Below are 22,915 nucleotides of genomic sequence, written 5' to 3'. Positions count from 1 at the left end.
TCTCAATTGTACGATTTGATATATGATGCGCCACCCTAAATTTGCCTATGTCGCCGATCCCTTTTTATGTCTACCAATGCCCTTTATACCGATTTGTCCGCTTATTACGATTTAATGTGTTGTGACATTAATTACCAGCAGCAAAGCAATAGCATAGTGCGCTTGCATCAGATTTTGGGTAACAGTGGTAAACAGCATTTAGATTTAGCCTGTGGAACGGGGCCTCATGTAAGGCATTTTATCGACTTAGGGTTTCAAAGTAGTGGCCTTGATATCAATCAACCCATGCTCGATATTGCTATGCGTCGTTGCCCTGAAGCGCAGTTTAGTTTACAAAATATGACAGAGTTTTATGTAGAAGAAAAACTCGATCTGATTACCTGCTTTTTGTACTCTATTCACTACTCACAAGGTATCGAGGCACTTAAAGCCTGTATTGCCAGTGTGCATAAGGCATTAAATACCGGTGGCTTGTTTTGTTTTAACAGCGTTGATAAACATAAAATCAATAACAAGGCGTTAGTGAGACACAGTGCCGAATTTGAAGATAGTCAGTTTGTGTTTGAATCGGGTTGGCATTATAGCGGTGAAGGTGAGATGCAGTCGCTCAATCTAAGTATTGGTAAAACTCAGTCTGATGCGACGCAGTTATGGCAAGATTCGCATGCGATGGTCGCCACCAGTTTTACTGAACTTGAAGCATTGTTAAGCCCGTATTTCGATATTCAAATATTTGAACATGATTACGACAAAATCATCCCTTGGGATTTAGCGTCTGGCAATGCCTTGTTTGTGTGTACGAAACGTGAGATTTAGTGGTTAAGTTTTTAGCTGCTATTCACTAAGGTTTTTAAGCGATAATGCTGATAAGCCGGAATGAAACGTTGATCATTAGACTATAAATAAGTAGTTCAGACTAATACTTTTACACATGGACCATTAAACTGCGAAAGTCGAATTGGAGTGAGTGGATTCAATTTAGTCGCATGCCTGTTGAGCTTCACCAGCTTTCAAATACCGATTTTTATAGGCTAGAATGTATAAAAATAAGTATTTGAATGTGGTCAGCCATCATCATTAACAATGGCTGTTGATGAGGTTTTACTGCGCGGTATCAGTAAATTCAGCTTGAACCTTGTCTAATTCTTGCTGATTTTTAAGCTCAACTTGTTGCTGTTTTTTAATGCTGACTTCTTCTACAAGTGCCGCTTGTCTTTCTTTAAGGCTGTGTTTCTCATCTTTGGTCAGAAACTTAAACGCTTTTTCATTGGCAAGTGCATACGCAACAACATCTTCGCCTTTTACTCTGCGTTCATCCACTCGTTTTGAAAAACGATCGTTATCTCGAGCTTTACGCTCTTCGGCATTTAACTTACTCATTGGTGTATCCTCATTAGTTAATCACGGTAGGGTTCACTACGCTCAGTCAAACAAATGAGAATTGCACATTCATAAAGCTGATCGGCGCATTTTAGCATAAGTTGGCTTGTTAGCCTGTAATACATGGCGTCTGAGTAAACTTTATCATCTGTTGGCGATTTCTAGAGTCGGTTTTGCTGTCAGTTACCTATAACGATCATTCATTAAAGCTGTTTAATGCCATTGCGATGTTATGAGTGGCTTGTTTGGCGCGCGGGCTGAGTTTTGTGATTGAAATAAAGCCATGCATGCAATCGTCATAATGTTGGTGTTGTGTATTGATGCCTGCCGCTTTTAGGCGCTGGGCATACGCAATGCCATCGTCCCTTAATGGATCGAACCCAAGGGTTAATATGTAGCTTTTTGGCGATTCGCTAATGTCTGCTGCTTGTAGTGGACTCACTAATGGCAGAGTGACTTCGTCGAGAGAGTGTAAATATTTCAGCCTGAAGTAATCCATTAAATCGCGGGTGAGTATTAACTGTTTATTGAAACGGCGATAAGACTCGGTTAAGCCTTGTAAATCTACCATTGGGTAGATCAAAAACTGAAATGCGGGTGTTACTTTTGCCTGTACTGGCAGCGATGTTTGCAGTGAATGTAAACCGATGATACACGCTAGATATCCGCCTGCGCTGTCGCCACCCACGCCTATGTGTTGTGGGTTAATATTAAGTTGTTGATGATTGGCATTGATATAGTTCCACGCTTCGATGGCATCACAAATCGGGATGGGGAATTTATGTTCTGGAGCCAGTCGATAATCGACTGAGATAATGTTCATGTTGCCATGTTTAGCCAGATAGCGGCAAAAGTGGTCATGAGTGTTAATACTGCCAATAACGCCACCGCCACCGTGAAAGTACACTAAGGTTTTTTGAGGCTTGTTGGCGCTAGGATGGTAGATGCGAAGCTTTATTGTGCTATTGCTTTTATTGCTGTCATTACCGTTATTGCTGTTATTACTAGTACTAGTAACGCTGGCGCTATGTTCGTTCAAAGGAATAGTGCCCATAAAAGGAGTGCCAGCGCTCACCGGAACCGTTAAATTAATCACCTTATCCATTTCAATTTTAGTCAGCCCAAGTACTCGGTCCATCGCTAGAAATACATATCTGAATAATGTGACTGGTAACTTGTATAACGGCGCTAATGACAACCACTTGGCGACCATTAATTGTTTCGCTTCAAGCTTGGGCGCTTGTAGACGTTTGCCTTGTAGCGGTTCGTCTTGTGGTAGTTCGTTTTGCGACGGTTTGTCAGATGATGATGTGTCTTGTGGCAATGATGCTGGCTTATTCACGTTGTCCATTTCTATAGCCTTTTTCTTATTGTTAACTGATTAGAACCGCATGTTTTATCGACTTAGCCACTTCATCGCTAGGCGATTGATAAATGCCGGTGATACGTTACTTAATCTATGTAATAGGCCATAAAAAACACTGACCGTTCTATGGGTTTTAGGCTGTTTCACTTGTTTAGCAATCACTGCGACCACGTGTTCAGCGGTGATGTTCACGCCGAGTCGTTGCATGACTTTGGCGCTGTTTTTCTGTGCCTTCAGCATATTGGTTGCCACAAAGGGCGGCATAACATCGCATACGCTGATGCCATACTTTTTCCACTCAAGTTCCAGCGCCTCGGTCAGTGCTTTTACGGCAAACTTACTGGCCGAATAGCTGGCTAATTCTGGTACACCATAATCGCTGCTGGCTGATGACATATTGATAATAGTACTTGTGCCATTGTTGTGTAGATATGGCCATGCAGCATGGCATAGGTTCATTACTCCAATGACATTGACACTTAATGTGCGCTGATGTTGTTCGATAGGGATTTCTTCAAAGGAGCCTATTTTCAATATGCCGGCATTATTAACTAATATGGCCAGGCAGTTATTATGTTCCGCACAAAATTTAGCCATGGCGTGTTGTACCTGTGAAAAATCACTGACATCTAGCTGAAACAACCGTACACGAGTTCTGTCCCATATTTCGGTGGCTTGTGTTAATTGCGCCAAATTGATGTCGGCCATACCGACCCAATAGCCCTTTTTGTGAAAGTGTCGAGCGGTAGCTAAGCCAATGCCGGAAGCTGCGCCGGTAATAAATATAGTGTTTTTATTCATCATAAACCTGGTTGTTTCTAGTATGAGTCAATCAGCACGAGTGAATCAATACGGGTGGATATGTAAGGGTGAAAGGTGGATAAGCCAACTAAAATGATCGGGTATTAAGGTGTTCCATCTGCGGCTGTTTCATTTCATCAACCCATCGTTGCCAGGTGTAGGGCCATAAAATTGGGTCGCCATCGGCATCTAAATACCAACTTTGGCATCCTCCAACCCAGCTAGTGCCCTTTAACCCTTCCTTTACGTAGGCATTAAAGTCGTCAATGGCTTGTTGCTTGGCTTCAAACTCATCAAATTCATGGTCACGCCATTTATCGATCAGTTTAATAACGTAGTCAGTTTGCACTTCGCTCATGGCGATAACGGAGAAGTTACCAATAGGTGTGTTGGGGCCGAGCATTAAAAAAAAGTTAGGGTAGTCGCTGAGTAACATTGATCGATAGGCTTTGATTTTATGAGCCCAGGCTTTATCAATGTGCAAATTGTTGCGCCCAATGAGATTCATGGGGCGCATAAAATTAAATGCATTAAAACCGGTCGATAATACCAATACATCGAGGTCGTGATGTTTACCGTCTTTAGTGATAATGCCTGTTTCAGTTATGCGCTCAATGCCTTCTGTTATTAACTCAGCATTGGGTTTTTGAATGCCTTTATAAAAGGTGGTGTTGATAATGACCCGTTTGCAGCCCACTTGATAATGAGGTCGTAGCTTTTCGCGTAAGGTTTTGTCTTTAATGCTTAATCGTAAGTTGGCTTTACACAAAAAATTTAACGCATGCTTTTGGATAAAGTGTCCCGTGACTGCTTTGGTAAAAAAATGTTCTAGAAAAAACTTGCCCATATTGCGATGAATTTTGGTGATGATGGGAAAGCGATCCATTAACTTTCGGCTGGTTTTTGAAAAGGTAAAATCGGGCAGATGCATTAGCCATTGTGGTGTGCGCTGAAAAACTGAAACCTTAGCACCGGTTTTAATCAGTTCGGGTATGGCTTGTGCGGCCGTTGACCCAGTACCGATAACTCCAACCCGGGTTGAGGCGGATATGTCGACGTCATGATTCCATTGGGCAGTATGGAATGTTGTGCCTTTAAAATCTTTTAATCCAGGAATGTCTGGAAATTGTGGATGGTGCAAAATGCCCGTGGCGCACACAATAAAATCAGCGATGTAGGTTTGCTGTTGGCTGGTTTTTACCGTCCATTTACCATTGGCATATTGTGCATCGGTAACGGCTTCGTTAAAGCGTATGTCTCGTTTAACATCATATTTATCTGCCACGCGCTCAAAATATTGTTTAATCTCTGGTCCATGGGCAAAAAAACGGCTCCAATTTGGATTAGGTTCAAATGAATAGGTATACATGTGAGCGGGTACATCGCAGGCCGCTCCAGGGTAGGTATTTTCTCGCCACGTTCCGCCCACGCAGTCTTTTTTCTCCAGTACTACAATATCGGTGATGCCAGCTTGGCGCAGTTTAATGTCCATTAAGATGCCCGTCATACCTGCACCAATGATCACCACAGTAGGATTTCGTTTAACTTGGGTCATGATGCCCTCTATTCTTGTTATGGTTATTTATTAACGTGCTTGGTTGTTGTTAGCTTTTGTTATTAGCTTTTGTTATTCGTCATCGCTATTTTTACTTGTTCCGTTGAGCATTAATTTCTGGATAACGGTTCATTCAAATGTTGTTAATAAATTGTATTATCTATCCAGCATAGGAAACTATTGTTCATTGATCTACGCGCTAAAGGGACGTATATTTGTGATTTTAAGACATGGTAGCCCTCAGTTATGACATTTCGCAGTATTACCAGTGTGCAAATTATTGTTTCCTATGGCATTGAGCTGGGCATTGAGCAAGATAAACTGCTGCAAGGGTCTGGTTTGACGGGGGGCCAATTAACCGACCACGAGCAACTGGTTGAAGGAAAACAAGAATTACAGGTGTTAAATAACCTCATGCTCAATACTCCATGCCCATTCAAGGTTGGAATGGAGTTAGGTTGCCGTTATCACCTGACCAGTTATGGCATCATGGGTTATGCTCTATTGGCGAGCAGCACTGCGAGAAAGGCGATTGAATTAGGCTTACGTTATCTAGATTTAACCTATGTTTTTTCACAAATAACATTAACTGAGCTTAAAGACGATTTATCTCTAAGGTTCTCATGTGACATTCCTGGAGAGTTAGGCGAGCTGGTGTTAGTTAGAGACATGTTGGGCGCTGCGATGATCCAACGAGAAGTATTTGAAAGTAACGACTTACCGATAAAATTGCAGTTTACGTCGCCTCAGCCCGCAGGCTTGTCACTCGAAGGTATAAAGCAAAAACTGGGTGCTGAGATTGAGTTTAATGCTAGTTATAACGGTTTTACTGGATTAGCACCGCTATTAGATCTGCCATTATTAAAAGCCAATGAAGCCACCGCCAGATTATGTGAGGCGCAATGCAACCAGCTACTGCAACAAAAGCAAAACTGGAAACCTGTTGCTAAATTGGTCAAAGACACCTTAGTACACTTAGGCTTAGCAGCATCAATGGAAGATATCGCCCAGCATTTGGCTCGAACGACTCGCACTTTACATCGTCAACTCACACTAGAACAAACCAGTTGGCGCCAGGTGCGTGACGATGTGCGTTTTGGCATAGCCGAAGCGTTATTATTAACGCCGATGCAACTTGATGAAATAGCCGAACGCCTTGGTTTTAGTGATGGGGCTAATTTTAGTCACAGCTTTAAACGCTGCAAAAATATGACCCCAAGCCAGTATCGAAAGCAGGCGAAAAAATAACGATAGTCACCTGTGACACATAGATAAAGACTAGCCAGAACCTTATATCTCAAGCCTAGAATCTAAAGACCCATACCTAGGGTCTAGGATTTAGCACTCTAGTGCCCAAGCAAGCGGCTGTTAGCCAGAACCTGCTTTCTATGACTTATTCCTTAATGTTTAATTACAGAACTGCCTTTCACATGGGACTCCGTCCCCATCACCATCCATTTCAGTTCCTGGACAGTTGCGGGTGTAAAAGGTTGCTTCTGCACATGAGCGCATTTGGCTGCAGTGTGTTTTACCGGCTTCGCATCTGAACTGTGGTTGTAGATTGATTGAGCTTGGTTTTGATACGGTTGGTGTCCACTCCATCTGTTCAACATTCTCATTGGTCAGCACTGGCGTAGCGGTCATTTTTTGATATTGTTTATAACCGAAAATACCAACCCCAAGCAGGATAATAAGCATGATTACGCGGCCAAGCACGGGGCTTGAACGGTAGTTTTCGTCTTGATGAGATGGGTTGTTTCGATGATGTTGACCAGTGTGAGAAGCTGGACGGGTTGTGTTAGACATAACAGCCACGCCTTCAATACTGGCTTTTACGGCTTTGACTTTGCCATCGGGTTGGTTCTCGCGATGAAATAGTATCTCATCGCCAACAATGGGCTTTCTGGCCATGTGCTTTAGGGTTGAGATGTGAATAAAGACATCTTGATTATCACCGGTATCTGGCTTGATAAAACCAAAGCCTTTTTCGGTGTTCCAACGAACTAACGTGCCTCTTTCCATGGCGATACCATATCCTTGATAGTCATTAAGTTAATAAAAATCATGATGTAGAATCATGCTTTTAAATCAGTAACATAATACCTATAACTACAGTGTTTTAGCCAGTAATTTGATTGAGTTTATAGATAGAGTCATAAAATATATCCGCTACGCTTACCTGCTAAGGTAAAAACTGAATTGATATCTACTTGGGCAAATTATCAACTGGCTACAACAAAAGCGTGGTGTTATTTAAGATTAAGTTTAACGTGTATATAGGCAGGATTATTTTTAATGAATTGACCAAAAGTGAAAATAGAAGGGGCCACCGATGAATGATGAACAATACCAAAAAGGGCTTGAGGTACGTCGCCAGGTGATGGGGGACGCTTATGTCGATAAAGCGCTTAGTAATGTCACTGATTTTACTCAACCATTGCAAGCGTTAGTCACTGCAAATTGTTGGGGTGAAGTCTGGGTGCGTGATGTTATTTCTAAGCAAACGCGCAGCCTAATCACTATTGCAACATTGGCAGCATTAAAGGCGCCAACTGAATTAAAGGGCCATGTTCGAGGGGCATTACGTAATGGATGTTCTATTGAAGAAATTCAGGAAGTATTGCTGCATTCAACCGTTTATTGCGGCATGCCGTCTGGTATTGAGGCTTTTCGGGCTGCTAAAGAAGCCATCGAGGAATGGCAGCTAGAGAATAGCTAGCTAATGAGATGCTTATGGTATTTTGCTTTGGGTAAAATGAGGGTACAGTAATCACATTAGCTTTTTAATGCTGTGAATTATTATTTGAATTTGGCAACAAGCAATCCTTTTGCCATTTGGCTGCGTATAAAAGAATCGGATATTTATAAACAAGGATTACAGATGCGTTTTTTAATGATTATTGCCGCTTTACTGCTGAGTGCTTGTAGCACCAGTTATCCCAATCAGTCTATTACAGGGCAAGATTTTCCATCGGTAACAGGTCAAACACTTGAAAACGAGTCGATGGCTTTACCTGACGATTTACAAGGTAAAATGTCGCTGTTGTTGATTGGTTACAAGCAAGATTCACAGTTTGATATTGATCGCTGGTTGATTGGTTTAGACATGACCCAAACTCAAGTGGCGGTATATGAAGTGCCGACCATACAGGGGTTGTTTCCAAGAATGTTCAGTCCTCTGATTAATAATGGCATGCGTGCAGGCATACCTAAACCATTATGGAAAGGTGTGGTCACCATCTATAAAGATGGTGACCAAGTACAAGCCTTTACCGGTAATGAAAATCCCAATAATACTCGAGTCGTGTTGCTCAATGCGCAAGGTAAAGTCATTTACTTTTATGACCAAGGCTTCTCTGTCGATGCGCTCAATCAGTTAAGAGCTCTGCTTTAGTTATTAGCTCAATGACTCGCCCATAGGCTCAGTTAATCGCTCGCGGTAGTACTGAGCTTTTTTGGGCGCAGTAGCTGAATTAATGTTGGCGCGATAGAGGCTAAAATCATCCCACTCATTAATAAATATTGGTGTGGAGTGTATGATTCGCCTATTAATACTAGGCCACAGACGATGCCCGCTATCGGATTGGCAATGCCGCCAAATGTGAAGTCGACCACAGACATACGTTGCAGTAACCACACATACATACTGTAACCGAGTACGGTGTTGAGCAATATTATCCAGCTTATACCGAAGCCATTTGTCAGGCTAAATTGGCTGACCACATTGAGATATTGTTGTGGTGAAAATAGCGCTTGAATACCAGCGACAACGAATAGCAATGTACCGCCGATAATCAATTGCCAGGTGAGTATCGTCCACCAATGAATGCGCGACCCTAACGCTTTGGTCATTGTGCTGCCGATAATTATGCAGCTGATTGCGGCAAACATTGCGACTAATCCTATGGGGTTTAAGCTAATGGAGCTTGGGTCAAACAGCATCCAAGCTAAGCCAATTAACACCGCGCCAGAAAGTGCTTGTAGCAAATTAGGACGTTTTTTACTGACTACCCAATGAAATAACATCGCAAAAACCGGCACTGAAATCATCCCGATACCAGAAATAGCCGATGGCAGCGTCAGTGCCATGATAAAAATCAAACTGAAAAACACCGCAATGTTAATAGCACCGAGTTTAATTAAAATAGACCAGTCGGCTTTGTGCGGTAGGCTCGGTTTAATCGCCAGTAGAATCAGTCCTGCAGGCAGCGCACGAAGGGCACCGAGTAATAATGGTGGCCAGTCTGGCAAAGTAAGCTGGGTCATCGCATAAGTGGTACCCCAAAAAAATGCAGGGATCATGGCCAGTAAAATATTCATAAACTACCTTTGTATTAAATATCTTTATGTAAAGATAAATGCTAATTCTGGACTGATAAGTTATTTTTGTAAAGTACCTTTTTATGAAGTATCTTTATGTTAAGTTTTTAAGTTATGTTTTGAGTGCAAAATGATAAGGGTGAGGTATGGAGGATATTGATAGAGTCGTAGCGCAATGGGGCGAACAAAAGCCGCATTTAGATACCGAGCCAATGGCGATTCTTGGGCGTTTTTTGCGTTTGCAAAAACATATTGAGGCTGAAATATCAACTTGTCATAAGCAGTTTGACCTGACCATGGGTGAGTTTGATGTGCTGGCGACATTAAGACGTAATGGTAAACCTTACACCTTAACCCCTTCGAAATTATTATCGTCGATGATGTTAACCTCTGGCGCGATGACAAATCGCTTAGATAAGCTTGAATCTAAAGACTTAATTGCCCGTGTACACAGCACTGAAGACAGGCGCAGTGTATCGGTAGCTTTGACTAACAAAGGTCTTGCCACAATAGATGAAGCGATTGAGGAGCATGTAAAGGTTCAACACCAACTGGTGGCAAATCTTTCTGACATTGAACAGCCCGAGCTTAACCAATTATTCAAAACCTGGTTAGCAGGCTTTGAAGGTAATCAATAGCAGTCGTGATCGGATAAATCAAAAACGGCCAGCATCTTAAGATACTGGCCGTTGTTGTTTGTGCATTTTTAATGGCTTAGTACTTATGGTTGTAGCTGCGCTTTTGCTGCTTCAACTTTAGAAAAATCTAGTCCTAACTCTTCAACTGCTTCTTTGATTAAGGCTGGGTTTTGCATCACCATGCCCATCAACTGTTGTAGCTTTTCTGCAGGAATACCTAATTGACCAATAGTTGCCATTGCTGCGAATGGGTTTTCAGTTAACGTCTGGAACAACTCATTAATTTGTACGTCACTGATATTGTGTTCTTTGAAGATGGCAAGAATCGGGTTCATTGCTATACCTTGTAATGTTAATGGACTAAGTTGTGATTTTATCACGTTTTCACAATACTGGTGCAAGCCTCATTATCTATTCATGATAACTGTCGATATGATTGATGTAATGTTTAAGGCCTCTGAGCAGCCGCCACGATTAACGTCAGTCTAGTGATTCAGTCTCGTCTCTATGCTTCATGACTCTATCTTAATTGCTCTGTCTTATTACTCTACAAAATATCAACTACTTGAAATAACTACATGAATAAAGATCTGTAATAATTCATAGGCTTATTCATGCCTGCTTGGTGTTGAGTTGAGGGATTATAGTGATAGTTCATCATGCCTATATTAACGGCGATGAATTATTGATTGAGTTTACAATATTGGCGTTTATACTAAGCCCGGTATGGCATGGTGCTGTATGTTTTGTTTAACTACACGGATGTTTTATATGGATATTGTTACCCTTTGTATTACCGTTGTTATTTCTCAACCGTTAATTGTGTATTTGGCATTTTATAAAGATACCGGTCTGACAACGAAAAAAAACGAGTTTTATCAATCCTTTTTAGTTATTCCCCCCAGCTTTGCTTTCTTCTATCTAGACCAATATTGGTATGCGTTAAGTTTACTGGCTGCAGTCACGTTATTCGGTCTGCTATTGGCCAAAATGGTTAATCATAAGGCAAGTCATCCTATTGTTCGAGATGATCTCATCTCATTCGGTATTGCGTGGTTGATAATATTCGGCATAGGTCATTTTATTGCAAGTTTGTTTACAGACTCAAGTCCAGACATCGCTGTAACACCAGAGGTTACGGCGGTAACAATACAACAAGGAATGTACTCCGCATTATCAATTTCACTGCTTTATTTAGCGATTATGCTGGTGGTATTTTTTGTCCGAGTCTTAGAGATAAAATATATAACCAAAGAAAAATTTAGCGACTTTTTGCTACTCATTTGTAGTGTTATCGGTGGCGCGCTTCCCGTCATGGGCGACTATTTTATGTTGAGTATGATGCTAAACTTTTTTATCTTGTTTTATGTCAGTGGAATGATTATTCGCTTAGATGAGACAGGTCCTTCTAGTGGGGCCGTTGGTTTTATTTTTGGCTATTTATTTATGATGGGTGCAGGAGTTTGTCTGTTGGTTAAAGGTGGAGCTTGGTTGTTTGGTTAGCCTTTACTCAGCATAAAGCTCATTATTCAGCTGTCGATGTTGTACTAGCATTTCAATACGCCTAATGACAAGAAAGGGATATAAAAAAGCTAGATTATTTTGTGGTAAATGTTGGGTTTTGCACTGCGTTTTTAAGGTTGTTTCTACGATTTAACATGCTTGCAATAAGGGCTTGGTATTACCGCTTGGTACTTGTTATGTTATGCAGGGTTATGACTATTAACGTGATGTTAATGGGGCTTTTATAGGATCAGCAAAGCACAATTGAGGTGTGACATTTAGTGGTTTAAAAATAAAAAATCATCTCAAATTGAGATGATTTTTTGTTCGGATTATTTAAGCTATAGCCTCATTAATAACGATTGTTTCTAGCTAATTAAAACGTGACACTTTTTTCTGCACTACAAGTGGCTGTAGATGATTCGCATACTTGATAAGTGTATGTTCCACCGCCTTTTGCTGAAATGCTATCTGTATAGCTACCGTCATTTGCCGTAGTGGTTACTTTGCTGTTGTTGCGGAAAATGTCTACATTGGTTGAACTTGCACCGCCAAAGGTTAAATCAACTTGGTTAACGCCTTTCGATTTATAACCATTAAGTGACAATGTAATATCGCCGCCCGTTGGTGGCGGAGTTACCCCACCGCCTGCACAGCCATTACTTGATAAATAAGCATCTGCAGCAGCAGCTTGCACAATACCATAACCAAAGTAGTCATCTTTACCTGATGCTCCGGCGTCTAACGCTGTGGCTTTAAGTGCTGCACGGATTTCACTGCCCGTACATTCGTTATGTTGTGACCATACTAAAGCTGCAATTCCCGACACAGCAGGAGTGGCCATTGAAGTACCACTCATAAAGCCAAAGTCCGATGTACCAATATCAATATTTGCAGTTGCCGCATTCACTAAGGCTGATCTGTCTTCAAATGCAGCCCCAACAGCAGGAATACTTGTGGCATTAGTATCGCCTAATGTCCCGTATAACATGCCTGGTTCGTTATTAATAATAATGGCACCGACACCACCAGATGCTTCACAGTTAGCGACTTTATCGTAAAACGAAATTACACCACGGTCGATCACACATATATTGCCGTTAGCACCTGAGTTAGTTGACTCAGCGGTACCCATATAAAAAGTGTTACCCACTACTGAACCGGCGTTTTCCATTGCCGATGAGGAAAGAGCGAATCCGTCTGCTGATAAATTTGACGCAGTAGCTTGTCCTGCTGGATAGGTTGAAAGGGTATCTACACCGCCGGCAGAAACTTCAACACAAATGGTTTCATCAGTTGTGACTCTGCGACCTTTACCCGATGTACATGTCGGGAACTGAGAAAAATCTGCAATAACGTTATTACTATCATTGGCACCAATCATCATCACTGACGAATAACCTGCAGGGTATGAACGCACATTATTGCCATCGTTACCTGCAGCGGCAATGACGAGTCCACCTGCATCGCTGAAGCTTTGGAATGCATTTGATTCTGTTGAGTTTGAACCGCCGCCACCTAAACTCATGCTAATGATATTGGCGCCCGCTTGTGAACAAAGATTTGCAGCTTGAGCTAAATCAGATGAGTAACCCCATCCGTCGGCGTTAAAGACTTTGATGATGTGCATATCAACACCAGGAGCCATGCCAATAACGCCAAAACCGTTATCTGCAGCGCCAATGGTTCCTGCTACGTGTGTACCGTGTGGGCCACCATTTTCGTCCCAGTTGCCCGTACCGCTGTCGTTGTTACCGGTAATATTATTCCACACAAAATCAGCATTACTGCGATCGAGACCTGAGTCGATTACACATACCTTGATGCCTGCATTAGGGTTAAAGGTGACCTGATTTGCTTGTGATTGGTAAACTGCATAAGGTGTTATTTGGGTTGCCATTGGATTACCAATGTCGTCAGCAAAACCCATTAAATGACGTCGTTGATCTTCTTCAACTAACTTAACGTGTGGGTTATTGAGTAATCCCCTAACTTGATCTAAATCTTTGCCGGTAAATGTCGCGGCGATAAAACCTTCACCATCAACATTAATTTGTGCACCTAATTTTTTGGCAAGAGCTTTTACAATCCCTTTTTTTTGCGGGTCAACTTGAATGACATAACGGTCGTCGCTTGCTTGTACTTGGGCCGTTGCTGTAAGTCCAAGAGCTAATAGTGACATTGAAATGGTTGATAGTTTCATAGAGTAAGCATTCCTATTTGTTATTATTTTGTGGTTGTTAACTCTGCTTTATAGACATCTCTGGATCACATCTCTGGATCTTAGTCTTCAGCAGTTAAACTATTTCTACATTTATTTTGTAACATAAAACCCACTTAATTAACAAATTATTAACCATGTGTATTTTAGATCTAACCATAAAACTGATTTTTATTTGCTGTTTAGTCGAGCAGGGCATTACCATGATGCACAATAAGAGAATAGCAAAGGGCATATCATGCGAGCTTTATCAATCAATGGATCACCACCACTCAGTCTGCAACGTGGAGCCTCTGGAGCCAAACTGTTACTGATTATTGCAGCAACAATGCTTGTTACAGCAGGGCTGACATTTTTTATTATCCGCACTTATATCTTTCCGTCACCGCTTACCCCAGTCAGCTTAAATGCTAAAGAAGAGCAACAATTGGATCAAAAGTTGACTCAGTTAGGTTGGCAAGTTGAACCTCGCTCAACGGTTACTGCATCAAGTGGTGATTCCCGTGCAGCTAATAATGCTAGTGCTAGTGAAAATAGTGATGAGTTAACCCCTGAAGCGTATCGTGAGTTTGACGCTGATCGGCAAGTGACATTTAGTGAGAAAGAAGTGAATTCGATGATTGGCCGTAATCCTGATTTTGCTCGGCGTGTAGCGATTGATTTTTCTGATAACTTAGCCAGTGCCAAAATGCTGATCCCGATCCCAGACGACTTTCCGATTATGGCTGGGGAGATTTTACGCGTGAATACTGGGCTTGATATTCATCTTGATGCTAATCGTCGTCCAGTTGTTGCGCTAGTTGGCGTGAGCTTAATGGGCGTGCCTATTCCGAATGCGTGGCTAGGAAACATGAAAAACGTCAATTTGGTCGGTGAGTTTGGCGATCGCGGCTTTTGGAATGCTTTTGCTGATGGTGTAGATGATATTCAAATTCGTGATGGAGAGTTGTCGATCAAACTGCGCAAGTAAATATTGTAAGTCGTTGGTGTTTTGAAAAGTGGGCGTTGATATCAAGCCCACTTTCGCCTTGAAATATCACGGATGAAAACCGTTAATCTCTTATCTTATCGCTAGACTGCTCTGGACTCATTCATCTTATGTGTGATTGATTCTAAGCGCGACTATTGTCGACGCGCTATTCCTCAGACCGACGATTGCTAGGTGCGATAAAGTACCTTCACCACATGCCAGCCAAATTTAGTTTTGACGAGGTGTGGCGTAATGAGCTCGCCGTTGAAACAGACTTTATCGAATGGTGGCACCATTTGCCCCTTTTTAAACTCGCCCAAATTACCGCCGCTTTTGGCCGAAGGACAGCTAGAGTGCTTTTTGGCTAATACATCAAATTTAGCACCATTATTAAGCTGCTTGATGATGTCTTCAGCCTGAGTCTGATGTTTAACTAATATATGTAATGCTGCTGCGGTTTTGGCCATGTTGGTGCCTGTATTTATTTGTTTGAATGGGTAGAACAATGTTTAGCGCGACATTATACCTGCTTAGTCGACCAAATTGGCATGATAATCTAGCAATAATTTGCTCTGTTATGGGGCTTGCCTGTTACAGTTTGCTCTCCTTATCGATTGAACATCTACATGGATCCTATAAAGTAGATGCATGCTAGTAAAATGCCGCGAGCAAATAACAAAAAGGAAATTTTTAATGCTTAAGCGAATCATACCCCTATGTATAGCGAGTGCGATGACAATGGCAACACCAGTGAATGCAGAAGAAGACAAATATATTTGGTTAGAAGATGTTGAAGGCGCCAAGCCTATGGAGTGGGTTAAGCAGCAAAATGCCGTATCTGCAACTCACATTAAGGCTTACTCAGGTTTTGATAACTTGGTGTCAAACAGCCTAGAGATTTTAAACGATAAAGCCCGTATTCCTTATGCCACTCGTATTGGCTATTATTTGTATAATTTTTGGAAAGACGAAACCCACGAGCGTGGGATTTATCGTCGTACCACACTAGCGGAATATGCTAAGGCTGAACCCAACTGGGAAACCGTGCTTGATATCGATGCCCTTGGTAAAGCCGAGGGGGTTAATTGGGTGTTTAAAGGCATTGAATGTCAATACCCACAAAACGAGCGCTGCTTTGTGTCGTTGTCACGTGGGGGGGCAGATGCCGCTGAGGTGCGTGAATTTAATTTAACCGCAAAAGCGTTTGTTGACAGCACCCAAAAGCCATTCGTATTGGCTGAAGCTAAGTCAAGGTTAAGCTGGATTGATAAAGATACCGTGTTTGTCGGAACTGATTTTGGTGATGCACAAAGCATGACGGATTCAGGCTATCCAAGCGTGGTTAAATTGTGGAAACGTGGCACACCGTTGTCTGCAGCCAAATTAGTGTTTAGAGGCGATAAAGCCTCCGTTGCCGTGTCGGGTTATGTGATGTTTGATGATAAAACACCGCTGAATATCGTCACCGAAAGTTTAACCTTTTACACCGCTAAACATTATGTTTATCAAGATAGTAAGTTAGTGTCGCTGCCTATTCCTGAAGATGCCGATTTAAAAGGTTACTTTAAAGGTCAGCTATATATAGAGTTAAAAAGCGATTTAGTCACCCCCAAAGGGTCTTTCAAACAAGGCGCCATTGTTTATACACCTGTTGATAAACTCATTGCGCAAAAACCGGAGTTTAGTGAACTGGTATCGCCAACGAAGCATGCTTCAATTTCACAAGTCGCATTTAGCCAGAATGCCATTTTTGTCACTTGGCTAGATGATGTAAAAAGCAAGCTTGTACGATACATGCAAAACGATAAAGGTGAGTGGCAAAGCAAACCTGTGCCATTTGAAGCCAATGGCACCTTAAGTGTGTTTGATGTTGAACGTGATAGTGATGATTTTTTTGTTAATTACACCAGCTTTTTAGAACCAGCCAGTTTATATCGCTTAAATGGTGCAAGCTTAAAAGCCGATAAAATTAAAGCTATGCCGCAACAATTTAGCGCCGATAAGTTTGTCACAAAACAGTACTTTGTGACGTCAAAAGACGGCACAAAAGTGCCTTATTTTGTGGTGATGGCTAAAGACATTAAACTCGATAGTAGTAACCCTACATTACTTTATGGTTATGGCGGTTTTGAAGTATCGCGCTTACCAGCCTATTCGGCCACTATTGGTAAAAACTGGTTAGAGCAGGGCGGTGTTTATGTACTGGCTAACATTCGCGGTGGTGGAGAGTACGGCCCAGCTTGGCATCAAGCAGCGTTAAAGCAACATCGTCATAAAGCGTATGAAGACTTTGAAGCCATTGCCGAAGACTTAATTGCGCGCAAAATTACGTCAAGCAAGCATCTTGGTATTCAAGGTGGTAGTAACGGTGGTTTGTTAATGGGCGCAGCATTTACTCGTCGTCCTGAACTGTATAACGCTGTAGTGTGCCAGGTGCCATTGTTGGATATGAAGCGCTATAACAAGTTATTGGCTGGTGCCAGTTGGATGGGCGAATACGGTAATCCTGATATCGCAGAAGAGTGGGATTACATTAAAACCTATTCGCCATATCACAATTTAAAACAAGGGGTTAAATACCCTAAAGTGTTCTTTACCACGTCAACTCGTGATGACCGTGTACACCCAGCGCATGCGCGTAAAATGGTGGCGAAAATGGAAGACATGGGCATAGATGTGTTGTATTTTGAGAACATTGAAGGTGGCCATGCTGGCGCGGCAGACAATACCCAGGCCGCCGAGTTAAGTTCAATGGTTTACGCATACTTAATGCAGCAGCTTCGTTAAATTTATCAGTAGCCAGTGTTGAATAAAAAAGGGTTTCAGCGCTGCTGAAACCCTTTTTTTGTTTTCAATATTCACAGCTGTACAGCGTTAAACTGTTTATCTAAGCGGTGCATACCCAGTTTTGTATATTCAAGCCGTGCTGCGAAAATGATAAAAAGAGCCGCAGTGTAATACTGCGACAAATAGCCTGAAGCTAATGAGCACAAGTGGTCTTCTCTCGCCATTAGCCGGGGGGAGGCTGAATGATGATTAATTGCTAGGGTCAATCAACTCAATTTCATTACTGGCAAGCGCGCCCTTAATTTGGACCGCAACCTTATAAATCATTTCAGCATTTGCCGATGCTTTACTTTGTAAGTCGAGATCGCTCACATTAAAAGTATATTTTCCCGCAGTATCTGTCGCTTCTAATGTGCCTGTACAGCTGTCGGTGGCTGTACTATCACATTGATAGTTTTGAGTGACATGCCAACGTTTCCAAGCCTTAGGCTTTATGGACGGTGAGGCTGGGTCAGGAAAACCAAAATACACAATATCGTAATCGGCTACGTTAGTCAGCGCTTCACCTTCGCTATTGGCAACGGTGAATGATAGTGCGCCAGTGGTCGAGTCAAATGTGTCGAGTTTAACCACCACAGTGCTGGCATCATCAATACTCACGCCATCAATAACAGGCGGTACAACGACTACTGGTGGCACAACAACAGGGGGAATAACTACCACCGGTGGCTCAGTGACAACTTCGTCATCATTGTCGCTATTACAGCCAAAGATTAACAATGAACTCGCTAATATGGCGCTAAGATATTTAACCTTCATGATGCGCTCCTTAATTGTAATGCCCTGTGTGACAAGTGGTACATTCCATATCTGTTTTCACGCTGGCTGCAGAGCCCATAGTTTCGGTAACGCCATGACAAGACTGACATGCTTGCGCTTCTACAGACGGTTTTGCTTCTGCTAATACTGAAATATCTTCACCGCCATAGGCACGATTGAGTAAATCAACAATATAAAAAGCCATGCTGGCAGAGAGGCGTTTGCAACGTTCACCTTTTAATGCAAAAGGCTTTCCAGATGCCGCAGACCAATTACTAATAGATGAATGGCACAGTGGGCTGTTGGCAATAGAGGTTTTACCTACTTCGAGTGATTTATCGGCTGTAGAACCAATCCCCGCAATGAACTCAGCAGATGATAACGGTAAATCGTTGGTTTCGTAGTAACGGAACGATGCACCAATAATGGCGCTGTTTTGACCATTAATATCGTCAAGGAAATTAATCAACATACCGGCAGCATTAAGGTTGCCACATAATGTTCCCTGGCCAACTACGCCTGCCCAACCATAACCTGCTAATGCGGTAGGGATAGTGGCAAACTTACTGGCGTCTACGCTGCCAGATGCCGCTAGCATAGTCACAATGGCGTGAAATACTTGGTGCATACAACCGCCACCCGTTTCATAGGCAAGTTTTGCTGTTTGCATCGCATCAAGTGGCGCATATTTAAGTTTTTCACCAAGTTCTAAACGGTAGTTGCCATCTGCGTCTGTGGCAGCAAATGCAGATGTGCCTAATAACGTTGCCCCAGCTGCTGCAGTGCTTAAACCAATAATTTGTGTCAATGCTTGACGTCTGTTTATGCTCATAATAATCACCCTTTACTCATCGTTATTTTATTATTCCCAATCTCTAGTGTTGGGGGTTTTGAGTTGCTAGTAAAAATGGGTTAGCAACTTGATGTGGTAACAATAAGCAATGGAGCAATTAAAGATGTGATTCAAGACAGATAAAAATAGCGGCTTGAAATGAGGTTTTTTAGTGATTGTGGCATCGATTTATTGAAGCTGAATGTGCTTAACGTCATAGGCTTTTGTGATGTGAGTCTCACTATTTTGCACATTTATGCATTTTTGCAGCCGTTTAGTGTGTTTTTAAAATCATGAAATGACGTGATGTCGCTCGCAAATTTATCAGTTTGCACATTTAAAGACTTACTTTTACTAAGGAATAAAGCGCTTAGGTATAAGGATCACAGATTTCATAAGATTTTATGCATACACTTCAGTATGTCGAAGTTAGGTCAATTATTGAGGCGGTCTACATGCAATTGGGACATTGCAGGTTCAGTGTCGACAAAGGGGAGTTAATTAACCAGGAAACCGGAGTGGTGTGGCATCTTCCCAGAGCCGAGTTACATGTGCTGACATTATTGGTCGAGTATCAAGGGAAAGTTGTTGCTAAACCATTATTAGAGTCGGGTCATGAAGACGATTCACATTTGAGTTCAGCGTCAGTCGCAAGGGCTATTTTTACCTTACGCTCTTTTCTTGGACCACAATATGAAACGCTTATCGAAACAGTAAAAGGCCAAGGCTATTTGCTGAGGCATCATCGTGCCCGTAAAGAAACCGACAATAAATTAGCCCGCGTAGTCATTCGGCCATTACAAGCTTTGCTGGTGGTCATTGCAGTTGTTAGCGTGTCGCTGGTAAGCCTATGGTGGTTTAATCAATTTGGCCATTCTATCAATCCAACCATGCCGCTTAGCATTGAAACAGTGACTTTAGATTCGGGCCAGCAAGTCGATGTGATTCTGTATTCACCTTCAAACACCAATAATGAGTTACTGATTGGTCAAGGACAACTGCTCACACAAAGTTTATTAGGTTGTGCTGAAATGGTATGGAATAAAGCTTTTTTATCGTTATCTCATGACAAGCAAGTACTGAACATTACCCTCAGAGGTGATTATTTGGGCCAGTCTATTATTCGTAATTTAAAAATTAGCGACTTACGCCAACCTAAGCGATTTATCAATTCAGCATGGCTTGAACAAGTGAACATTTGCGACTCATTACCTGTTCGACTCGCTTCATCTCATCGATCTCAGGGGCATTAGTACAATGGCAAGAAAAGGATTATGGGTAATCAATATTGTCATTCTATTGTGTTTGCTGGCCAGTATTGGCGGCATTTACTCGTTAACATCCAAGACTCCGAGTTTTATGCTGAGCTGCAGTTCAGAACTGTTTAATCATGAAGTTGGCGCTGCAGATAGCGATCATTATTTATTGGTCGATCTCGTTTCTAAAGATGGTTTAGCCCAAATTAATTACCGCTATTATGACTTAGAGGGCAATTCAGCTGGCACATTAGCGATGACGGGTAGAGTGAATAGAATTGATGCTCAAAGGCAAATGTACGATATTTCAGTGACCACTAAACAAGAGTATTTAGGCGGGGGCAGTCTCGATATACCGGCACATTATGAATATTTGTCGTATGTTAGCGGAATAAATTTAAACAAGAATGGTATGCACTCATTAAGTCTTCAGGTATTGGAGCGCGATGAAACAAAAGATTATGCAGTGGTTTTATTTCAGCCGAGTAATACCGTGTGTGGCTGTCGTTTGGTGCATTAATTTATGCAAACAAAAAGGTCGATGCAATGCATCGACCTGTTAAGTATTTAACCCGAGCTCGGGTTATTTATGCTTTAACCGAGTGTAAGGTTACTTTTTCCGCTTCAGTTGCTTGGGGCTGAACCTGAGCTTTAGTCTGAGTTAACTCCCCAACAGGTAAAATAGTGCGACCATATTCAGCGTTAAGCACTTGGGCCATGGCAAAGTAAATAGCGCTTGCTCCGCAAAAAATACCTTCAAATCCTGCAATAGTGCCAAGCAGTGCATTATCGGTAAAGTCGCGTGCGGCCAATAAGAAAAACAGGATGGTTAATGAACCAAATATTACTTGTTTTGCCCGAGGGTAACGTAACGATCCCACAAACATAAAGGCAGTAAAGGTGCCCCACAGCGTTAAATACCAACCCATAAAGTGTGCTGGACTGGCGGCTATGCCCATATTTGGCATTAAAATAATACCCACTAAGGTTAACCAAAATAAGCCGTATGAAGTAAACGCGGTGGTGCCGAAGGTGTCGCCACGCATAAAGCACATCATACCGACAATCACTTGGCCAATGCCACCGTAGAAAATCCCCATTGCGAGGATCATCGAATCAATTGGAAAATAGCCAGCATTATGAATATTGAGCAGTATGGTTGTCATGCCAAAGCCCATTAATCCTAATGGCGCAGGATTCGCTAATTTTGTAGACATCATGTTCCCTTAATGGAAAGTTTTAACGCCGATATAACGTCGCTAAAGATTAATTTACACCCCGATTGGGCAAGGCGCGCATTTTAGAGAAAGCGTCTACGGGTAGCAATAAGCAGCAATAGGGATGAATAGCTAATCGTAAAGCAAGTTATTCATTATTAAAAACAATGACTTAATTTATATTTTGTATTTAACAGTGTAAAACTAAACTTAATTTTTCCAATAAGTTATTTAAATTCAAACAGATACTGAAAGCACATGCGAGTGAGGTGATATTGTGCAAGTTGTTGCGGTTAGTGCGACAGGTATCAAAAATAGCATTGTTCTGCTATTCACTAGGGCGGTTAAGTGGTGACTGATGCGGAGTATTCTGTGATGTAAGCGATACAAATTCACTAAGTTTGTTGTGGCTTGCAAAAATAACATTTACAGCAAAAATCATCTCTATGGTCAATAATTTATGACTAACTCCGGCTCTCTTCTGCTATAACGTTGAGCATTATACCAACCATTTTCACCTGCTCGATGACATAATCTATCGCTATGTTTGGTCGCTGATGACAACTCATTTGTTTGATTTGTGTCCTAGACCACAGACGTGCTTTCGCGTGATAGCTAGTCTGTAGTTAGGCTTTAATTAAAACCACATTAAATATACCAACATCATTGTGGTTTATTGGTATCGGAGGTTATATGCAACATAGGTTTATCACTACTGTATTAGGGACTTTAAAGCCCAATCTTCTGCAATCACTTGCTCAAGTTAGCCGTGAAATAGGCGCAAGTTGGGAAACCAGTAAAGTCATTAAACTCGACGGACAATTTGTGGCCATGATGCGGGTAATGATAGATGTCGATAAAGAAGCGGCGTTAAAACAAGCATTAGAACAGCAGTTTTCACAATTAACGTTTGTCTACGCTGAGTACGATCATGAAGCTAAACATCTATCGCCAGAATGTAAACTCACTTTAGATTGCAATGATCGCTCAGGCTTAACCCATGACATGAATCAAATTTTAGCGGATCTTGAAGTCAGCGTAGACCACCAAGAATGTTACCGTGTACAAGTCACTAGTTTAGGTAAAACGGTGTACAGCGCTAAGCTGACATTAAGATTACCGGAGAATGTGACTATCGCACTGTTAATTTCCCAGCTTGAAACATTAAGCGATAATATTCGAATAGAAGTTAACTAACCTTCTCTTAATCTGGGCAATCGTTCATCGTTTTAGGCAGTGGCTTCGATTCA

23 protein-coding genes are annotated in these 22,915 nt (G+C 41.9%); 11 read left to right on the top strand and 12 right to left on the bottom strand.

The window, feature by feature from the left end:
* The first annotated feature begins 66 nt into the window (after nt 1–66).
* Nucleotides 67–816: a class I SAM-dependent DNA methyltransferase gene (locus tag AAEY99_RS00260; protein ID WP_351008452.1), complete on the top strand. Its 750-nt coding sequence runs from the start codon at nt 67–69 to the stop codon at nt 814–816.
* Nucleotides 817–1,101: 285 nt separating this feature from the next.
* On the opposite strand, the gene AAEY99_RS00255 is transcribed toward AAEY99_RS00260, so the two are convergent.
* The 4 genes from AAEY99_RS00255 to AAEY99_RS00240 form a co-directional block, all read right to left on the bottom strand.
* Nucleotides 1,102–1,380, bottom strand: a complete 279-nt coding sequence (locus AAEY99_RS00255) for a hypothetical protein (protein ID WP_011639067.1) — start codon at nt 1,378–1,380, stop codon at nt 1,102–1,104.
* A 196-nt stretch (nt 1,381–1,576) separates the two neighbouring features.
* A complete protein-coding gene (locus AAEY99_RS00250; RefSeq protein ID WP_351008450.1) occupies nt 1,577–2,731 on the bottom strand; it encodes an alpha/beta hydrolase in 1,155 nt (384 codons plus the stop codon).
* A gap of 45 nt (nt 2,732–2,776) precedes the next feature.
* Nucleotides 2,777–3,550, bottom strand: a complete 774-nt coding sequence (locus AAEY99_RS00245; RefSeq protein ID WP_351008447.1) for an SDR family oxidoreductase — start codon at nt 3,548–3,550, stop codon at nt 2,777–2,779.
* A gap of 85 nt (nt 3,551–3,635) precedes the next feature.
* Nucleotides 3,636–5,102 (bottom strand): flavin-containing monooxygenase, encoded by a 1,467-nt coding sequence (locus tag AAEY99_RS00240; protein ID WP_351008446.1) that lies wholly within the window; start codon nt 5,100–5,102, stop codon nt 3,636–3,638.
* A 246-nt stretch (nt 5,103–5,348) separates the two neighbouring features.
* Here AAEY99_RS00240 and AAEY99_RS00235 point away from each other — a divergent pair, with 246 nt between their 5' ends.
* Nucleotides 5,349–6,350, top strand: a complete 1,002-nt coding sequence (locus AAEY99_RS00235; protein ID WP_351008444.1) for an AraC family transcriptional regulator — start codon at nt 5,349–5,351, stop codon at nt 6,348–6,350.
* 159 nt (nt 6,351–6,509) lie between these two features.
* Here the strand turns inward: AAEY99_RS00235 and AAEY99_RS00230 are convergent, their stop codons facing one another.
* Nucleotides 6,510–7,124 carry an excalibur calcium-binding domain-containing protein gene (locus AAEY99_RS00230; protein WP_351008442.1) on the bottom strand — a complete coding sequence of 205 codons (615 nt, stop codon included), beginning with the start codon at nt 7,122–7,124 and terminating at the stop codon, nt 6,510–6,512.
* Between the two features lie 310 nt (nt 7,125–7,434).
* Between AAEY99_RS00230 and AAEY99_RS00225 the strand changes: the two genes are divergently transcribed.
* Entirely contained in the window at nt 7,435–7,821 is a 387-nt protein-coding gene (locus tag AAEY99_RS00225; protein WP_101085029.1) for a carboxymuconolactone decarboxylase family protein, read from the top strand.
* Between the two features lie 162 nt (nt 7,822–7,983).
* A complete protein-coding gene (locus AAEY99_RS00220) occupies nt 7,984–8,496 on the top strand; it encodes a hypothetical protein (protein ID WP_351008439.1) in 513 nt (170 codons plus the stop codon).
* Between the two features lie 32 nt (nt 8,497–8,528).
* On the opposite strand, the gene AAEY99_RS00215 is transcribed toward AAEY99_RS00220, so the two are convergent.
* Nucleotides 8,529–9,422 carry a DMT family transporter gene (locus tag AAEY99_RS00215; RefSeq protein WP_351008437.1) on the bottom strand — a complete coding sequence of 298 codons (894 nt, stop codon included), beginning with the start codon at nt 9,420–9,422 and terminating at the stop codon, nt 8,529–8,531.
* Between the two features lie 146 nt (nt 9,423–9,568).
* On the opposite strand from AAEY99_RS00215, the gene AAEY99_RS00210 reads away from it, so the two are divergent.
* Nucleotides 9,569–10,060: a MarR family winged helix-turn-helix transcriptional regulator gene (locus AAEY99_RS00210; RefSeq protein WP_351008434.1), complete on the top strand. Its 492-nt coding sequence runs from the start codon at nt 9,569–9,571 to the stop codon at nt 10,058–10,060.
* Between the two features lie 83 nt (nt 10,061–10,143).
* Here the strand turns inward: AAEY99_RS00210 and AAEY99_RS00205 are convergent, their stop codons facing one another.
* On the bottom strand, nt 10,144–10,395 hold the full coding sequence (locus AAEY99_RS00205; RefSeq protein ID WP_101085033.1) for a DUF2999 family protein: 252 nt from the start codon (nt 10,393–10,395) through the stop codon (nt 10,144–10,146).
* A 436-nt stretch (nt 10,396–10,831) separates the two neighbouring features.
* Between AAEY99_RS00205 and AAEY99_RS00200 the strand changes: the two genes are divergently transcribed.
* Nucleotides 10,832–11,563 (top strand): hypothetical protein, encoded by a 732-nt coding sequence (locus AAEY99_RS00200; RefSeq protein WP_351008432.1) that lies wholly within the window; start codon nt 10,832–10,834, stop codon nt 11,561–11,563.
* Nucleotides 11,564–11,939: 376 nt separating this feature from the next.
* On the opposite strand, the gene AAEY99_RS00195 is transcribed toward AAEY99_RS00200, so the two are convergent.
* The gene (locus AAEY99_RS00195) at nt 11,940–13,766 is read right to left on the bottom strand and encodes a S8 family serine peptidase (RefSeq protein WP_351008430.1); all 1,827 of its coding nucleotides are present in this window, start codon (nt 13,764–13,766) and stop codon (nt 11,940–11,942) included.
* A gap of 256 nt (nt 13,767–14,022) precedes the next feature.
* Between AAEY99_RS00195 and AAEY99_RS00190 the strand changes: the two genes are divergently transcribed.
* Complete coding sequence (locus tag AAEY99_RS00190) at nt 14,023–14,754, top strand: arginine N-succinyltransferase (RefSeq protein ID WP_351008427.1); 732 nt, start codon at nt 14,023–14,025, stop codon at nt 14,752–14,754.
* A 188-nt stretch (nt 14,755–14,942) separates the two neighbouring features.
* On the opposite strand, the gene AAEY99_RS00185 is transcribed toward AAEY99_RS00190, so the two are convergent.
* Entirely contained in the window at nt 14,943–15,221 is a 279-nt protein-coding gene (locus AAEY99_RS00185; protein ID WP_011639051.1) for a peptidylprolyl isomerase, read from the bottom strand.
* Nucleotides 15,222–15,447: 226 nt separating this feature from the next.
* Between AAEY99_RS00185 and AAEY99_RS00180 the strand changes: the two genes are divergently transcribed.
* The gene (locus tag AAEY99_RS00180) at nt 15,448–17,541 is read left to right on the top strand and encodes a prolyl oligopeptidase family serine peptidase (protein ID WP_351008425.1); all 2,094 of its coding nucleotides are present in this window, start codon (nt 15,448–15,450) and stop codon (nt 17,539–17,541) included.
* Between the two features lie 249 nt (nt 17,542–17,790).
* Here AAEY99_RS00180 and AAEY99_RS00175 read toward each other — a convergent pair whose 3' ends face one another.
* Nucleotides 17,791–18,360, bottom strand: coding sequence for a hypothetical protein (locus AAEY99_RS00175; protein ID WP_192114106.1), 570 nt, complete (start codon nt 18,358–18,360; stop codon nt 17,791–17,793).
* 10 nt (nt 18,361–18,370) lie between these two features.
* Nucleotides 18,371–19,192: a cytochrome c3 family protein gene (locus AAEY99_RS00170; protein WP_162023987.1), complete on the bottom strand. Its 822-nt coding sequence runs from the start codon at nt 19,190–19,192 to the stop codon at nt 18,371–18,373.
* Between the two features lie 455 nt (nt 19,193–19,647).
* On the opposite strand from AAEY99_RS00170, the gene AAEY99_RS00165 reads away from it, so the two are divergent.
* Both AAEY99_RS00165 and AAEY99_RS00160 read left to right on the top strand, forming a co-directional pair.
* On the top strand, nt 19,648–20,445 hold the full coding sequence (locus AAEY99_RS00165) for a winged helix-turn-helix domain-containing protein (protein ID WP_351008422.1): 798 nt from the start codon (nt 19,648–19,650) through the stop codon (nt 20,443–20,445).
* A gap of 4 nt (nt 20,446–20,449) precedes the next feature.
* Nucleotides 20,450–20,968, top strand: a complete 519-nt coding sequence (locus AAEY99_RS00160) for a hypothetical protein (RefSeq protein ID WP_101085040.1) — start codon at nt 20,450–20,452, stop codon at nt 20,966–20,968.
* 67 nt (nt 20,969–21,035) lie between these two features.
* Here the strand turns inward: AAEY99_RS00160 and AAEY99_RS00155 are convergent, their stop codons facing one another.
* A complete protein-coding gene (locus AAEY99_RS00155; RefSeq protein ID WP_351008707.1) occupies nt 21,036–21,665 on the bottom strand; it encodes an acetate uptake transporter in 630 nt (209 codons plus the stop codon).
* A 693-nt stretch (nt 21,666–22,358) separates the two neighbouring features.
* Here AAEY99_RS00155 and AAEY99_RS00150 point away from each other — a divergent pair.
* Complete coding sequence (locus tag AAEY99_RS00150; RefSeq protein WP_182743826.1) at nt 22,359–22,862, top strand: glycine cleavage system transcriptional repressor; 504 nt, start codon at nt 22,359–22,361, stop codon at nt 22,860–22,862.
* The last annotated feature ends 53 nt before the right edge of the window (nt 22,863–22,915 follow it).

The sequence above is a fragment of the Shewanella sp. S1-58-MNA-CIBAN-0166 genome (assembly GCF_040310085.1).
Lineage (GTDB): Bacteria > Pseudomonadota > Gammaproteobacteria > Enterobacterales > Shewanellaceae > Shewanella.
Note: the sequence above shows the minus strand (reverse complement) of the source record. Positions and strands in the feature narration are given on the sequence as shown.

What these genes read in the sequence shown, in the direction of transcription:
- AAEY99_RS00260 (WP_351008452.1), top strand. Translation starts at nt 67, where the DNA reads ATGTCTACCAATGCCCTTTATACCGATTTGTCCGCTTATTACGATTTA.
- AAEY99_RS00255 (WP_011639067.1), bottom strand. Translation starts at nt 1,380, where the DNA reads ATGAGTAAGTTAAATGCCGAAGAGCGTAAAGCTCGAGATAACGATCGT.
- AAEY99_RS00250 (WP_351008450.1), bottom strand. Translation starts at nt 2,731, where the DNA reads ATGGACAACGTGAATAAGCCAGCATCATTGCCACAAGACACATCATCA.
- AAEY99_RS00245 (WP_351008447.1), bottom strand. Translation starts at nt 3,550, where the DNA reads ATGATGAATAAAAACACTATATTTATTACCGGCGCAGCTTCCGGCATT.
- AAEY99_RS00240 (WP_351008446.1), bottom strand. Translation starts at nt 5,102, where the DNA reads ATGACCCAAGTTAAACGAAATCCTACTGTGGTGATCATTGGTGCAGGT.
- AAEY99_RS00235 (WP_351008444.1), top strand. Translation starts at nt 5,349, where the DNA reads ATGACATTTCGCAGTATTACCAGTGTGCAAATTATTGTTTCCTATGGC.
- AAEY99_RS00230 (WP_351008442.1), bottom strand. Translation starts at nt 7,124, where the DNA reads ATGGAAAGAGGCACGTTAGTTCGTTGGAACACCGAAAAAGGCTTTGGT.
- AAEY99_RS00225 (WP_101085029.1), top strand. Translation starts at nt 7,435, where the DNA reads ATGAATGATGAACAATACCAAAAAGGGCTTGAGGTACGTCGCCAGGTG.
- AAEY99_RS00220 (WP_351008439.1), top strand. Translation starts at nt 7,984, where the DNA reads ATGCGTTTTTTAATGATTATTGCCGCTTTACTGCTGAGTGCTTGTAGC.
- AAEY99_RS00215 (WP_351008437.1), bottom strand. Translation starts at nt 9,422, where the DNA reads ATGAATATTTTACTGGCCATGATCCCTGCATTTTTTTGGGGTACCACT.
- AAEY99_RS00210 (WP_351008434.1), top strand. Translation starts at nt 9,569, where the DNA reads ATGGAGGATATTGATAGAGTCGTAGCGCAATGGGGCGAACAAAAGCCG.
- AAEY99_RS00205 (WP_101085033.1), bottom strand. Translation starts at nt 10,395, where the DNA reads ATGAACCCGATTCTTGCCATCTTCAAAGAACACAATATCAGTGACGTA.
- AAEY99_RS00200 (WP_351008432.1), top strand. Translation starts at nt 10,832, where the DNA reads ATGGATATTGTTACCCTTTGTATTACCGTTGTTATTTCTCAACCGTTA.
- AAEY99_RS00195 (WP_351008430.1), bottom strand. Translation starts at nt 13,766, where the DNA reads ATGAAACTATCAACCATTTCAATGTCACTATTAGCTCTTGGACTTACA.
- AAEY99_RS00190 (WP_351008427.1), top strand. Translation starts at nt 14,023, where the DNA reads ATGCGAGCTTTATCAATCAATGGATCACCACCACTCAGTCTGCAACGT.
- AAEY99_RS00185 (WP_011639051.1), bottom strand. Translation starts at nt 15,221, where the DNA reads ATGGCCAAAACCGCAGCAGCATTACATATATTAGTTAAACATCAGACT.
- AAEY99_RS00180 (WP_351008425.1), top strand. Translation starts at nt 15,448, where the DNA reads ATGCTTAAGCGAATCATACCCCTATGTATAGCGAGTGCGATGACAATG.
- AAEY99_RS00175 (WP_192114106.1), bottom strand. Translation starts at nt 18,360, where the DNA reads ATGAAGGTTAAATATCTTAGCGCCATATTAGCGAGTTCATTGTTAATC.
- AAEY99_RS00170 (WP_162023987.1), bottom strand. Translation starts at nt 19,192, where the DNA reads ATGAGCATAAACAGACGTCAAGCATTGACACAAATTATTGGTTTAAGC.
- AAEY99_RS00165 (WP_351008422.1), top strand. Translation starts at nt 19,648, where the DNA reads ATGCAATTGGGACATTGCAGGTTCAGTGTCGACAAAGGGGAGTTAATT.
- AAEY99_RS00160 (WP_101085040.1), top strand. Translation starts at nt 20,450, where the DNA reads ATGGCAAGAAAAGGATTATGGGTAATCAATATTGTCATTCTATTGTGT.
- AAEY99_RS00155 (WP_351008707.1), bottom strand. Translation starts at nt 21,665, where the DNA reads ATGTCTACAAAATTAGCGAATCCTGCGCCATTAGGATTAATGGGCTTT.
- AAEY99_RS00150 (WP_182743826.1), top strand. Translation starts at nt 22,359, where the DNA reads ATGCAACATAGGTTTATCACTACTGTATTAGGGACTTTAAAGCCCAAT.